The organism is Corynebacterium neomassiliense, from assembly GCF_900626215.1.
In the GTDB taxonomy this organism is placed as follows: domain Bacteria; phylum Actinomycetota; class Actinomycetes; order Mycobacteriales; family Mycobacteriaceae; genus Corynebacterium; species Corynebacterium neomassiliense.
In genome coordinates this window covers 1,269,865-1,283,179 of sequence record NZ_LR131106.1, presented here as the reverse complement: position 1 = coordinate 1,283,179, position 13,315 = coordinate 1,269,865, and the positions used below count along the sequence as shown (strand labels likewise).

The following is a 13,315-nucleotide window of genomic DNA, read 5'->3' as shown; positions in this document are numbered from 1 at the left end:
TGTTCCGGTGTCTGCCGCCGGGGTTCCGGCGGGTCCGGGGACGCGCAGGTGTCCTGACGGCAGACACCGACCCGTTTCGCGGGAGTCCTGTGGATCCTACGCGGAGACCCTGGTGGCGGTGCGGCTGATTCTGGCGGCACGGTTACGGCGGTCGACGGTGGCCCGCTCGGACTCGCTCATCCCGCCCCAGATGCCGTAGACCTCACCGACGGCCAGGGCGTGGTCGCGGCACTTCTCCAGTACCGGGCACTCCCGGCAGATGGCCTTGGCGCGGTGCTCGCGCATGGCACGTGCGCGTCCCCGCTCCCCGTCGGGATGGAAGAACACCGAGGAGTCTGCACCTCGGCATGAGCCGTGGAGCTGCCACTCCCAGAAATCGGCTGTCGGACCCGGAAGCTGGCTCGGCTGCGGCATGCTGTGTTCTCCTCGTGACAGTGGATCACCGTCTTGTGATCCGTTGACCACAGCATCGCCTGCGGTCGTGAACGCCAGGTAACAGCCTTTTGTGCGGCAGATGTCGAATGTTCTGTCCGTGTGTCCCGGAACGTGGATCCCCTGTTCGTCCCGTATTTCTCCCGGGAACAGACATTAGGGGAGAAAGTTGCCGACGGCAGGGTGAACCGGGAAAAAGAACCCCCGTAAGGGGGTGAAGTAGAGATGCTGCTACAACATGAATGTATTTCGAACACCGTTCGATCAGTGCGGGACGGCGGTCGGACCTGTGGTAATTTCCGAATGGCCCGGTACTTGGATCGGTCTGGATCGGTCTGGAGAGGTCTGGACCGACACATCCATATACCGGAGCGGGTACCAGGGCAGGCGCCGGAGAAGGCCGGCAGGAAACTGACGAAGACGGGACGATGAAGACGACTGACGACACTGACGAGCAGCTGTCCCGGTTGGTTCCCGCCGCCGTGGCAGGGGACCGGTCTGCGGTCCAGCAGGTCATCAATGTCGTCCATCCCCAGGTGCTGCGATACTGCCGGCTCCGGGTCCAGCCCACCCGGTACCCGACTCCGGAGGACCTTGCGCAGGAGATCTGCCTCGCCGTCGCCCGGGCGCTGCCGGGATACCGGGAGGAGGGTCGTCCGTTCATGGCGTTCGTGTACCGTATAGCCGCGAACAAGATCGTCGACGCCCGCCGTTCCCAGAGCCGCGACCTCTCCGTTCCCACTGACGACGTGCCGGACAGTGAAGTGACTACCGACACTCCGGAATCCCTCACAATTGAGGGCAGTGCGTGTAACGAAGTCTCCGAACTCCTCGATGTGCTGGGCGAGAAGGCACGCAGGATCGTGACCCTCAGAGTCTTCGGCGGATATTCCGCCGAAGAGACCGCAGCAATCGTCGGTTCGACGGCTGGTGCTGTGCGCGTCGCACAGTTCCGGGCCCTGGCCAAGATGCGCTCGGTACTCGAGGAACGGGACAGCGGGCACGAGGATGTGAGGACACAGCGATGAGCGACCGGTACCCGGACCAGTTCGGCGAATCCTCTGTGCCCGAACCGGGGGAGGGGACCCGGGTGTCGGAACCCGGATTCGGCGAGGACACCGCGGCCCTTCACGCAGTCGACCGGCTCATCGACGACATCGCCGCCGGCGTAGTACCGGAGGACGGCGACAGGCTCCTCGGACTCCTCGCTGCTGCCAGGGGTGAGCTTGACCGCGCCGCCCGGCTCCACCCCGTGCTCCCGCCGGATGTCACCTCGGTGCTGCCGGACACGGCGTCCGGTGACGACACCGCCACCGAAATCTTTCCCGTCCCCGCGCGCGTCCCGGGTCCGGAGGCCGCAGTGTCCCCCGAAGAGGAGGCAGATGTCGTCCCGCTCGCCACGGCGACCGGACGTCACCGGCAGGGACGCCGGGGTCTGGGACTGACCGGAAGAGCCGCAGCCGCAGGCGGACTGTCCGTCACCGGCATGGTGATCGCCGGCGGTGTCGCTGCAGCGATAGCTGTGGGCGGTTTCGGAGTCGCCGCCTACCACGGTGCGATTCCGGGTATCCCCGGGCACAGTGAGGTGACCGGACCGGAGGAGACGTCCGGCACACCCACCTCCGACGGCGACGCCGGCAGCTCCCGGGGAACCTCTACGGCGCGGAAGTCCGCCACCACCACGACCACCGCACCTGTGTCGGAGCCCGCCGGTGCGGCTGACGGTTCACCGGTCGGACTTCCGGAGGACCCGGGAGAGCTCCCCGGGCAGACGTCAGGTCAGGCGGAGCCCACCGAAACCACCCCGTCCGCGGAGCCCACGACGGATCCGGGGACCGACCCGACGGACACGGATGATCCCACCGTGACGACCTCCCCGGACGGTACCGGGGAACCGCAGCCGACCACCGCACCCGCCGGCCCGGCGGATCCTTCGGCAGAGCCGGTGGTCCCCGGCGCTGACGGTGCACCGGGACTGCCGGAACCTGCCGTGCAGCAGGCGGCAGGGCTGCGGATCCCGTACCTCTGACCGGGCCTCCGGCCCGCAGGTCTCAGTGCCCGAACCGCGGGTTGTGTCCCCGGCGTCCCCGGTTCATCCAGTCGACGGCGTCCGCATAGCCGGCGCAGTATTCCCAGGACACGTAGAAGTCCGGGTCCGGGTCGGCGCCGGGCTCGTGGACGGGGACCGTGTCCCCGTTGAGCATGGTGGTGATGTTCGCCGTGATGATCGGCCAGTCGTAGTAGTGGAGCTCGTCGCAGTCCTCGCAGAGCATCGAGATCCCCCGTACCCCCCGGGGCTCCAGCAGGGTACGGAACCGTCGGATATTCGCCAGGTCCTCCTGCAGCATGAGGCGTTCCTCCTCGGAGACCGGTCCCGCAGGACCGTCGTCGTCCGTTTCGAGGAACGATGCCGGGTCGTTCGGGTCCCCGGCGAAAGGGTCCGGCGGCATCAGGGCGTCATCGAAGTTCACGTACTCCACCGTACAGGTCCGCAGCCGGGATGTCGGCGCTGATGTCGGCCCACCGGCGGCGGGGGGTTATCCTGATCCGTACACGGTCGCGCTGGACCGGCGCGCGACATCGGGTGCACACGACCCAGACAAGGGCGGTATCCACGGATGCAGGAGGATCTCAAGGGCATGAGCGACGTTCAGTACGTGACCACCGGAGGCGACGACCCGAGGAAGGTGGAACTTGTCGGCCTGACCTTCGACGACGTCCTTCTTCTTCCCGCGGCGTCTGACGTCATCCCCTCCAATGTGGTGACGAAGACCAGGCTGACCAGGAACATCACGCTGAACGTGCCGATTATTTCAGCGGCGATGGACACCGTCACCGAAGGTCGGATGGCAGTGGCCATGGCACGGCAGGGGGGAATGGGTATCCTCCACCGCAATCTTTCGGTGGAGGACCAGGCCGAGCAGGTCGAGATCGTCAAGCGCAGTGAGGCCGGCATGGTCTCCGACCCCGTGACCTGCACCCCGTCGATGACCATCGCCGAGGTGGACGCCCTGTGCGCCAGGTACCGTATCTCCGGGCTTCCGGTCGTCGACGGTGACGGCATGCTCGTCGGCATCTGCACCAACCGTGACATGCGCTTCGAGGAGGATTTCTCCGTGAAGGTCGCCGATGTCATGACCCCGATGCCGCTCGTGGTCGCCCAGGAGGGCGTCTCCGCCGACGCCGCCCTGCGCCTGCTGCGTGAGAACAAGGTAGAGAAGCTTCCGATCGTCAACGGGGCGGGGAAGCTCACCGGCCTGATCACCGTGAAGGACTTCGCGAAGCGTGAGAAGTTCCCGGACGCGGCAAAGGACGGCTCGGGACGGCTGCTGTGCGGCGCCTCCATCGGAACCGGTGAGGATTCCTGGCGGCGTGCAGGTGCACTGGTGGACGCCGGGGTCGACGCCCTGGTCGTGGACACCGCACACGCCCACAACACCGGCGTCCTGGAGATGGTCGCGCGGGTGAAGAAGGAGTTCGGTGACCGGATCGACGTCATCGGCGGCAATCTCGCCACCCGGGGTGCGGCCGAGGCGATGATCGAGGCGGGCGCTGACGCGATCAAGGTCGGTATCGGGCCGGGCTCGATCTGCACGACCCGTGTCGTCGCCGGCGTCGGGGCACCGCAGATCACCGCGATCCTGGAGGCGGCCGTCCCTGCCCGCAGGGCTGGTGTCCCGATCATCGCCGACGGAGGAATGCAGTACTCCGGGGACATCGCCAAGGCCCTCGCCGCGGGTGCCTCGTCGGTCATGCTGGGCTCACTTCTCGCCGGGACCACGGAAGCCCCGGGTGAGATCACCGTGGTCAACGGTAAGCAGTACAAGATGTACCGGGGTATGGGGTCCCTCGGGGCGATGAAGGGCCGTGGACTGCACGGGGAACAGCGTTCCTACTCCAAGGACAGGTACTTCCAGGCCGACGTGAAGAACGAGGAGAAGCTGGTTCCGGAGGGGATCGAGGGACGGATCCCCTTCCGCGGCAACGTCGACGGGATCGTCTACCAGATGGTCGGTGGGCTGCGTGCGGCGATGGGCTACACCGGTTCCCACACCATCGACGAGCTCAACGACGCGCACTTCGTGCAGATCACCGGAGCAGGGCTGCGCGAGTCCCATCCGCACGACATCACCATGACCGTCGAGGCACCGAACTACTACCAGCGCTAGACCGGTCCCCGGAGCGCTCGGGAAGGAACACACACATGCAGGATCAGGTCAGTATCGGAATGGGTCGGTCGGCCCGACGGGTCTTCGGACTCGACCAGGTCGACATCGTCCCCTCCCGTCGCACCCGCTCGTCCCATGACGTCGACACCACCTGGAAGATCGACGCCTACCGCTTCGACATCCCCGTGATGACCCACCCCTCGGACGCCGTGGTCACCCCGGAGCTCGCCGTGGAGTTCGGCAGGCTCGGTGGTCTCCCCGTCATCAACGCCGAAGGCCTGTGGGGTCGTCAGCCGGATCTTGAGGGGGCACTGGCCAAGGTCCGTGCCGCCGCCGGGGGAGATGATCCCCTGGGTCTGCCGGAGCCGGGTTTCGCGGCGCAGGCGGTTCTGCAGGAGCTGCATGCCGCCCCCGTCGACAACGGGCTGCTGGCGGAGCGGATCGCCCGGGTCCGGGACTCCGGGGTCACCTTCGGTGTGAGGGTTTCGCCGCAGAACGCCCGTGAACTGGCGCCCGCGCTGATCCGGGCAGGCCTCGACCTGCTGGTCATCCAGGGCACACTGATCTCCGCCCAGCATGTCTACTCTGACGGTGAACCCCTGGACCTGCGGGAGTTCGTCGGTTCACTGGACGCACCGGTCATCGCCGGCGGTGTGGTGGACTACACCACCGCCATGCACCTGATGCGCACGGGTGTGGCCGGTGTCATCGTCGGTGCGGGCACGACGACGAACGTCACCACCCTGGGGATCGATGTGCCGATGGCCACCGCTGTGGCGGACGCCGCGGCCGCCCGGCTGGACTACCTCGACGAGACGGGCGGGCGGTACGTCCACGTCATCGCCGACTCCCAGCTGATGTCCTCCGGTGACATCGCCAAGGCCATCGCCTGTGGTGCGGACGCGGTCGCGCTCGGTGCACCCCTGGCGTCCGCGGAGAACTCGGGTGGTCAGGGATTCTTCTGGCCTTCTGTCGCCGCCCACCCCCAGCTGCCCCGCGGGGAGGTGGACTCGGTCTCCGGTGCCTACGGTTCGCTGACCCGTGAGACCGTTCCGCTGGAGAAGCTCCTCTTCGGCCCGACGGACAACCCCTACGGTGAGGAGAATCTTGTCGGCGGTCTGCGCCGCTCCATGGCCAAGTGCGGGTACACCGACCTCAAGAGCTTCCAGAAAGCACCTCTGGTCGTCCGTTGATCTGACCTTCTTCCTGCAGGTCACGATCGTTCTTCAGGGCGGTGCCCTCCACCTTTCGGTTGTTTATGCCGCTCACTGTCTCCGGTATCTTGTCCGGTGACCGTGAGCGGCGTACTTTTTCCGCTCATGCAGAATGCACAGGGCGCGTCACCCATGCGCCTCGACGCCTTCACGGCGCAGAATCCCGGGCCTCTCCGTACCCCCGCCAGGGACAGTCGTCATCCCTGGTGGCAGGTGCTCTGCCTGTCCGGTGTGGACTACTTCTCGACCCTCGGCTACCAACCCGGCATCGCCGTCGCGGCCGCCGGCGCGCTCGCCCCGGTCGCCACTGTCATCCTGGTTGTCGTCACGGTGTGCGGGGCTGTCCCGGTCTACCGGCGCATAGCCAGGGAGTCGCCGGACGGACTCGGTTCGATCGGCATGCTGGCGCGCATGGTCACGGGGTGGAAGGGGAAACTGCTCATCCTGGTTCTCCTGGGCTTCGCCGCCTGCGACTTCATGATCACTGTGTCACTGTCGGCGTCGGACGCGGCGACCCATCTGCTGAGCAGTTCCTCGGATCCGTGGGTCATACCGGTGAGTCTCGCACTCGTCGCCGCCCTGGCGGCCGTGTTCCTCAGGGGCTTCCGCGAGGCCGTGAGGGTCTCCGTGGTGCTGGTGACCGTCTACCTGGGGCTGACTGCTGCGGTGCTGGTCGGCGGGCTGTGGCGGATCGTCACTGAACCCGGCCATGTCGCGGACTGGACCGGTGCACTGCAGGCGGGTCATTCGTCTCCCTGGGCGATGATCGCTGTCGCCGTGATCGTCTTCCCGAAGCTTGCGCTGGGACTGTCCGGATTCGAGACCGGTGTGTCGGTGATGCCGTTGATCCGTCCGACGGACCCGGACCGTCCCCGGGAGTCCCGGATCCGGCTCGGACGGCGGCTCGTGCTCGTCAGCGCCCTTGTCATGAGCGCCTTCCTCATCGCCTCGTCCCTGTGCGTGACGATGCTGGTGCCCGGTGAGCAGTTGGCCGCAGGAGGGGACGCCAACGGCAGGGCACTGGCCTGGCTGGCGCATGAACAGTACGGAGACGTGGTGGGCAATGTCTACGACACCGCGACCATCGCGGTCCTCTGGTTCGCCGGGGCGTCGGCGATGGCGGGGCTGCTCGCACTCATCCCCAGGTATCTTCCTGCGTTCGGCATGGCCCCGGAGTGGGCCCGCAGGTCGCGCCCCATGGTGGTGGTGCTCAGCGCTGTGGCGGTGGTCCTGGTTCTGGTCTTCCGGGCGGACGTCGACGCCCAGTCGGGTGCGTACGCTACCGGGGTCCTGGTCCTGCTGACCTCGGGAGCGGTGGCGGTGACCCTGTCCGCCTCACGCGCGGGCCAACGTCGGCTCCGGGGCCTGTTCTCCGTGGTCGCGGTGGTCCTGGGGTACACCCTGGTGGCCAATGTCCTTGAGCGTCCGGACGGCGTCCGGGTGGCGGTGTGGTTCATCCTCGGTATCCTCCTGGTCTCCGCGGTGTCCCGGGTGGGCCGGTCCCTGGAGCTGCGGGGCAACGAGGTCCGCTACGACCGCGCCGCGGAGAATATCCTGCGTGCCACGGTCGCCGGTTCCGGGGAGCTGCGGCTGGTCCCTCACGCGGTGACCCATGACGGCGGTGACGGCGGCTACGGTCGCTGCGACCGGCAGGTGCGCAGTGTCAACCGGCTGGTCGACGACCGTCCGCTGGTCTTCCTGGAGATCACTGTCCGCGACCCCAGCGCCTTCTCCCGGCCGTTGGAGGTCAGCGGGAGTTCTGTCGACGGTGTGCCGGTGCTGCGGGTCGCGGCCACGGCGGTGCCCAACGCTGTCGCGGCGCTCGCCCTGGACATCCGGGAGTTCACCGGGGTTGTCCCGGACCTCTACTTCGGGTGGGGTTCAGGTTCGCCGGTACGGGAGATGCTGCGTTTCCTGGCCGTCGGACGGGGTGAGAATGCGGCGGTGACACGGGAGATCCTTCGCAGGGCGGAGCCGGACGAATCCCGGCGTCCCCGGGTCCATGTCGGGTAGTCCGCCGCCCAGGTTGTCGGCCGGTCCACCGGCCGGTCCACCGTCGGGAGGGAGCCCGCGCGGGCGGCGGGCGGGCGTCAGGTAAGGTGAGCGGCGTGACACACTCGCAGAATCCCGGTTCCCCGGGCAGTCCCCGTCCGGTTCTCGTGGTGGACTTCGGTGCCCAGTACGCGCAGCTCATCGCCCGTCGCGTCCGTGAAGCCCGGATCTACTCCGAGGTTGTCCCGCACACCATGTCCGCCGAGGAGATCGCCGCGAAGAATCCCGCGGCGCTCATTCTCTCGGGAGGGCCTTCCTCCGTCTACTCCGACGGTGCCCCCGCCCTGCAGCCGGGGCTGCTGGATCTCGGCGTCCCCGTATTCGGTATCTGCTACGGCTTCCAGGCCATGACGCACGCCCTCGGGGGGACGGTCTCCCGTACCGGTGACCGTGAGTACGGCCGTACCGACGTCACCGTCGACGGCGGGAGACTGCACTCCGGTTTCGAGAAGACCCACAAGGTCTGGATGAGCCACGGGGACGCGGTCTCGGAGGCTCCCGAAGGCTTCGAGGTCACCGCGCATTCCGCGGGTGCCCCGGTCGCGGCCTTCGAATGTGTGGCGAAGCAGATGGCGGGGGTGCAGTACCACCCGGAGGTGCTGCATTCACCGCACGGCCAGGAGGTCCTCACCCGCTTCCTCTATGACATCGCGGGCCTGGAGCCCACGTGGACCGCCGGGAACATCGCCGAGCAGCTCATCGAATCTGTCCGTGAGCAGGTCGGTCCGACCGGCCGTGCGATCTGCGGCCTGTCCGGCGGTGTGGATTCCGCTGTCGCCGCCGCCATCGTCCAGCGCGCCATCGGAGACCGTCTGACCTGTGTCTTCGTCGACCACGGTCTGCTGCGGCAGGGAGAGCGGGAGCAGGTCGAGCATGACTTTGTCGCCGCCACCGGAGCCAGGCTCGTCACCGTGGATGAGCGGGAGGCGTTCCTGTCGAAGCTGGCGGGGGTGACTGACCCGGAGGCCAAGCGCAAAGCCATCGGCGCGGAGTTCATCCGCTCCTTTGAGCGTGCTGTCGCCGGTGTGCTCGCCGACGCCCCCGAGGGTTCCAGCGTCGACTTCCTCGTGCAGGGGACCCTGTACCCGGATGTCGTGGAGTCCGGCGGTGGCTCCGGTACCGCGAACATCAAGAGCCACCACAATGTCGGCGGACTGCCGGACGATGTCGAGTTCACCCTCGTCGAGCCGTTGCGTCTGCTGTTCAAGGACGAGGTCCGTGCGGTGGGGCGTGAGCTGGGGTTGCCCGAGGTCATCGTGAACCGTCAGCCGTTCCCCGGCCCGGGTCTGGGGATCCGCATCATCGGTGAGGTCACCGCTGAGCGGCTGGAGATCCTGCGGGCGGCGGACGCCGTGGCACGTGAGGAGCTCACAGCTGCGGGGCTGGACGACACGATCTGGCAGTGCCCTGTCGTCCTGCTCGCCGACGTCCGTTCCGTGGGCGTACAGGGCGACGGCCGTACCTACGGGCATCCTGTGGTGCTGCGGCCGGTGACCAGTGAGGACGCCATGACCGCCGACTGGACCCGCGTCCCCTATGACACGCTGGAGCGTATCTCCACCCGGATCACCAACGAGGTCGCTGAGATCAACCGTGTCGTCCTGGACGTGACAAGCAAGCCGCCGGGAACCATCGAGTGGGAGTGACGCCTCCCGGCGTCGTCCGGGGTGAGGCCCGGTCGGATCGTCTCTGCACTGCAGGACGTCTCCGGCCGGGTCTTTCCGGTTCCGTGCCGGGGAACGACAGACAGCCGGAGGAGACAGCTTGACCATATTATAGAACAGGTGTTTGATAACTGGGGAGAGTCGGGACGCTCCCCTCCGGTTCCCGGTGTAGAAAAAGGGGACGTGAAACACCAGTTCAACAGGGATGAAGGGAGGTCTTCTCCGTGGCTGCAATGTCCGACTACGGAACCTCTCCGATCGCTGATGTGGTCGATGACCTGCGTCGTCGTATCACGCTCATCGCCGGGGGAGGGCAGGGGGTCGCCCCGGCACCCGCCGTCGCCCCCCTGCAGGAGCAGGATTCACTGGTGGTACCGCAGTGGCTGGGCCGTCACCTTGTCAGGGGCGGCCTGCCACGCGGTGCTGTCACCGACGTGACCGCCTGCCCCACCGCCCTGGTGGAACTGGTCTCTGCGGTGACCGCGGCAGGCGGATGTGCGGCTGTCGTCGGCTGGCCCCGTCTGGCACTGGCCGCGGTCGCAGCTGCCGGAGGAGACCTGGACCGGACCGTGGTCGTACCGGACCCGGCCCCCCACACCGGAGCAGTGCTGGGAACCCTCGTCGACGGGCTCGACCTGGTTGTGCACCGCACGGAAATGCCTGTCACCCCGACAGCGGCACGCCCGGTGGAGGCGAGGCTGCGGCGAAGCCGGTGTGCCCTGGTGGTCTGTGGGGGATGGCCGGGTGCCAGGCTCCATCTGGACTGGAGGATCGACGGGGTGACCGGACTGGGACGGGGGTCCGGCCGGATCCGTGGGGTCACGGTGTCCGGCAGCGCCCACGGACAGGGGCAGCCGCCCGTGACGTTCCGGGAGTGCGTCGGTACCCCGGCACAGCGGACCGGTGTCCAGGATGAGGCACTGTCCGGAGTGCAGGAACCCGGAGTACAGGAACCCGGAGTGCAGGAACCCGGAGTGCAGGAACCCGGAGTGCTGGAGAGGGCGCAGTGAACGTACAGGGGAGAGGTCGCGGTACCGGTCCCGGCTCTGTGACAGGCCCCGGGAACCGGACCATTGTCCTGCGGTTCATGGACTGGCAGGTGTACGTGGCCGCGTGTGCCAGGGGATGGGACCTGCTCGCGCCGGCTGCGGTCGTGGAAGACCACCGGATCATCGCAGCCAACGGTGCCGCCCGGCGCAGCGGCGTGGTCACCGGGATGAAGGCCCGTCATGCCCTGGGTATCTGCCCCTCGCTGAACATCGGGGACGTCGACCGGAGTGCCGAAGGGGCGGCGCATGAGGAGGTTCTCGCCGGGTTGGAGCAGGTCACTGCTTCGGTCGAGACCCTGCGGCCGGGACTGGTCGCGGTCCCTGCCCGGTCCCTGACCCGCTACTACGGTTCGGAGAGCCGGGCCGTGGAACTGCTGGTGGACGCTGCCGCCCGCGCCGGGGCGGACTGTCTCGCCGGGGTGGCGGACGAACTGGTCACAGCCGTATGGGCGGCAGCTGAGGGGGTGAACGTCCCTCGGGGAGGGTCAGCGTCCTGGCTTGCGGGACTGCCGCTCGGTGTACTGGTCTCGGAACCGGTGCTCGGGGCGCCCGTGGCCATGGTGGAGACCCTCTCCGGTCTGGGGATCCGGACTCTGGCGGATTTCGCGGCCCTTCCCCGACGGGATGTCGTCGGAAGATTCGGGGCAGTGGCCGCGGCCTGGCACCGTGCCGCCGCAGGGGAGCCGGAAAGGACCGTGTCACCCGTGCACGTCTCCGGCCCTCCCCGGGTGACGGTGGAGCCGGAGGAGCCGGTGTGTTCCACGGAGACGGCCGCCTTTCTCGCCCGTCGGGCCGCCGCCGGACTGCATTCCTCGCTCGCGGACACCGGAACTGCCTGCCTGCGTCTGGCGGTCACCGCTGTCCTCGCCCCGCCTCCAGGCTGGACCGGGCCACACACGGTGGAGAGACTCTGGCGGTGCAGGGAACCGCTGACCGAGGAGGACACGGCACAGAGGGTGCGGTGGCAGCTGGAGGGCTGGCTGACCCGGGGTCTTTCCCGGGGCCGTACCCGCGCAGGAGAGATTCCCGGCATCCTGTCTGCCGGAGATGACGGGGCAGAAGAAGGGGGAGAGGGACTCTACGGGGTACGTGCGGTGACGCTCACCCCGGTGGAGTGTGTTCCTGCAGGAAGCATCGCCGAGCCGTTGTGGGGAGGGACCGACGACGGTCTCCGGTCCGCGCGTGCCGCCGCCGCCAGAGCCCAGGCACTCATCGGCACCCGGGCGGTCCTGCGGCCGGTTCTCCGGGGAGGTCACGGGGTTGTCGGCAGGGTGGTCACCGTACCGTACGGGGAGGAGGATCCGGAGGAGATCCGCTCACTGCCCACACGCAGGTGGGAGGGGGAGCTTCCCGCCCCTCTGCCGGGACTTGTTGCAGAGACACCGGTCCGCCTGCTCGGGGTGGACGGCCGGGACATTGTCGTCACCGGGCGTGGTGCCGTGAGTTCGCCGCCTGCAGTGCTGCGCGTCCGGGACCGGGACTGTGCCGTCACCGGCTGGGCGGGTCCCTGGCCTGTCGACGAGCGGTGGTGGAACCCGCAGGAGGCGGACCGGTGCGCGCGGCTGCAGGTCGCCACCGACGAGCCGGCGGCGCATCTTCTGCGCTGTCGGGGAAGTGAGTGGATCATCGAGGCGAGCTACTAGAGTGCAGATATGTCCACAACGCGAAACCCGCGGTCAGGAATCCCCGCACTGTGCTCCGACCAGACCCGGGAACCCCTGCCGGGGACAGCCAGAACCGGGGCCCGTACCCTCGCACTGGAGCATCCACGAGGCTGGGGCAGGGACATCCTCGACGGTGAAGCACTGGGGGCAGAGCTCTCCGCACAGATCAAGAGCTGGCTCAAGGCGAACAGGGCACAGCTGCAGTTCATCCGCAGGCCCGGACGGGAGGGGCAGAAGGACCACGGCAGTGTCACACTCTTCATCGCAGACGCCTCCACAGCGGTGCCGGTGCTGGAGAAGATGGAGCTGGCAGGTCCGGAGGAGCTGACGCAGGTTGATCTCTCCACACCGGGTCACACCCCCGGGGCGGAGAAAGTCAGTGACCCTCTGCTGCTCGTCTGCACCCACGGCAGGAGGGACCGGTGCTGTGCGGTGAAAGGACGCCCGACGGCGGCGGCACTGGCACGGAAGTTCCCCGGGCTGGTCTGGGAGTCCTCACACACGAAAGGACACCGCTTCGCTCCGTCGATGATCCTTCTGCCGTGGAACTACTCCTTCGGGACCCTCGACGCCGACCGGGCCGTGGACATGTTCGCCACCGTCCTCGCCGGTGAACTGCCGGTCGAGGGGAACCGGGGACGGGGAACCCTGGGAGCTCCGGGTCAGGTCGCGGAGCTCGCTGTCGCCGAAGTCCTCAGAGACGCCGGACGCCCCGCCGCCCCGGGTGAACTGGTCGTCGAACCGGGTCCGGACAGTCCACAGTCGTCCTCGGCCGGGAAGAGCGGAGGACGCGCGGCGACGAAGGTGGTGCACGTGACCAGACCTGCTGTGCCGGACAGTGGCGGGCAGGCACGCACCTGGTCGGTCACCCTGGAATCACAGAGGTGTTACCCTGTCGTCTCCTCCTGTGGTGACAGGCCGAAGGAAGGGAAGTCCTGGGTGGCTGTCTCAGTTGCCGGCGACGTGGACGACAACAACGCCCGGCGGTGACTCCGCCGGGCGTCTGAGCTGTTCTGAATGGGGGGCAGGAGCGGGATCAATCCCGGAAAAGCCCCGGCCCGGAGAACATCT

General features: G+C 68.0%; 11 protein-coding genes. 9 read left to right on the top strand and 2 right to left on the bottom strand.

The features are described from left to right. Positions 1-96: 96 nt before the first annotated feature. Positions 97-414: a WhiB family transcriptional regulator gene (locus E0E18_RS05625; RefSeq protein ID WP_066583888.1), complete on the bottom strand. Its 318-nt coding sequence runs from the start codon at positions 412-414 to the stop codon at positions 97-99. A gap of 446 nt (positions 415-860) precedes the next feature. On the opposite strand from E0E18_RS05625, the gene shbA reads away from it, so the two are divergent. Further along, the gene (gene shbA, locus E0E18_RS05620) at positions 861-1,460 is read left to right on the top strand and encodes an RNA polymerase sigma factor ShbA (RefSeq protein ID WP_066583885.1); all 600 of its coding nucleotides are present in this window, start codon (positions 861-863) and stop codon (positions 1,458-1,460) included. Then, a complete protein-coding gene (locus tag E0E18_RS05615) occupies positions 1,457-2,461 on the top strand; it encodes a hypothetical protein (RefSeq protein WP_130839671.1) in 1,005 nt (334 codons plus the stop codon). The genes shbA and E0E18_RS05615 overlap by 4 nt, the downstream gene beginning before the upstream one ends. A 22-nt stretch (positions 2,462-2,483) precedes the next feature. On the opposite strand, the gene E0E18_RS05610 is transcribed toward E0E18_RS05615, so the two are convergent. After that, positions 2,484-2,903: a DUF5319 domain-containing protein gene (locus tag E0E18_RS05610; RefSeq protein WP_419866042.1), complete on the bottom strand. Its 420-nt coding sequence runs from the start codon at positions 2,901-2,903 to the stop codon at positions 2,484-2,486. Between the two features lie 168 nt (positions 2,904-3,071). Here E0E18_RS05610 and guaB point away from each other — a divergent pair, with 168 nt between their 5' ends. The 7 genes from guaB to E0E18_RS05575 all read left to right on the top strand — a co-directional run bounded on the left by guaB (position 3,072) and on the right by E0E18_RS05575 (position 13,234). Beyond that, a complete protein-coding gene (gene guaB / locus E0E18_RS05605) occupies positions 3,072-4,601 on the top strand; it encodes an IMP dehydrogenase (protein ID WP_066585961.1) in 1,530 nt (509 codons plus the stop codon). Positions 4,602-4,636: 35 nt separating this feature from the next. Next, positions 4,637-5,794, top strand: coding sequence for a GuaB3 family IMP dehydrogenase-related protein (locus tag E0E18_RS05600; RefSeq protein WP_066583874.1), 1,158 nt, complete (start codon positions 4,637-4,639; stop codon positions 5,792-5,794). 126 nt (positions 5,795-5,920) lie between these two features. Beyond that, the gene (locus tag E0E18_RS05595; protein ID WP_227871190.1) at positions 5,921-7,828 is read left to right on the top strand and encodes an amino acid transporter; all 1,908 of its coding nucleotides are present in this window, start codon (positions 5,921-5,923) and stop codon (positions 7,826-7,828) included. Between the two features lie 95 nt (positions 7,829-7,923). After that, positions 7,924-9,513, top strand: a complete 1,590-nt coding sequence (gene guaA / locus E0E18_RS05590) for a glutamine-hydrolyzing GMP synthase (RefSeq protein ID WP_130839669.1) — start codon at positions 7,924-7,926, stop codon at positions 9,511-9,513. A 251-nt stretch (positions 9,514-9,764) separates the two neighbouring features. Next, the gene (locus tag E0E18_RS05585; RefSeq protein ID WP_237559794.1) at positions 9,765-10,541 is read left to right on the top strand and encodes a hypothetical protein; all 777 of its coding nucleotides are present in this window, start codon (positions 9,765-9,767) and stop codon (positions 10,539-10,541) included. Positions 10,542-10,618: 77 nt separating this feature from the next. Next, the gene (locus E0E18_RS05580; RefSeq protein ID WP_130839666.1) at positions 10,619-12,223 is read left to right on the top strand and encodes a Y-family DNA polymerase; all 1,605 of its coding nucleotides are present in this window, start codon (positions 10,619-10,621) and stop codon (positions 12,221-12,223) included. A gap of 9 nt (positions 12,224-12,232) precedes the next feature. Beyond that, positions 12,233-13,234 (top strand): sucrase ferredoxin, encoded by a 1,002-nt coding sequence (locus tag E0E18_RS05575; RefSeq protein WP_130839664.1) that lies wholly within the window; start codon positions 12,233-12,235, stop codon positions 13,232-13,234. The last annotated feature ends 81 nt before the right edge of the window (positions 13,235-13,315 follow it).

What these genes read in the sequence shown, in the direction of transcription:
- E0E18_RS05625 (WP_066583888.1), bottom strand. Translation starts at nt 414, where the DNA reads ATGCCGCAGCCGAGCCAGCTTCCGGGTCCGACAGCCGATTTCTGGGAG.
- shbA (WP_066583885.1), top strand. Translation starts at nt 861, where the DNA reads ATGAAGACGACTGACGACACTGACGAGCAGCTGTCCCGGTTGGTTCCC.
- E0E18_RS05615 (WP_130839671.1), top strand. Translation starts at nt 1,457, where the DNA reads ATGAGCGACCGGTACCCGGACCAGTTCGGCGAATCCTCTGTGCCCGAA.
- guaB (WP_066585961.1), top strand. Translation starts at nt 3,072, where the DNA reads ATGAGCGACGTTCAGTACGTGACCACCGGAGGCGACGACCCGAGGAAG.
- E0E18_RS05600 (WP_066583874.1), top strand. Translation starts at nt 4,637, where the DNA reads ATGCAGGATCAGGTCAGTATCGGAATGGGTCGGTCGGCCCGACGGGTC.
- E0E18_RS05595 (WP_227871190.1), top strand. Translation starts at nt 5,921, where the DNA reads ATGCAGAATGCACAGGGCGCGTCACCCATGCGCCTCGACGCCTTCACG.
- E0E18_RS05585 (WP_237559794.1), top strand. Translation starts at nt 9,765, where the DNA reads ATGTCCGACTACGGAACCTCTCCGATCGCTGATGTGGTCGATGACCTG.
- E0E18_RS05580 (WP_130839666.1), top strand. Translation starts at nt 10,619, where the DNA reads ATGGACTGGCAGGTGTACGTGGCCGCGTGTGCCAGGGGATGGGACCTG.
- E0E18_RS05575 (WP_130839664.1), top strand. Translation starts at nt 12,233, where the DNA reads ATGTCCACAACGCGAAACCCGCGGTCAGGAATCCCCGCACTGTGCTCC.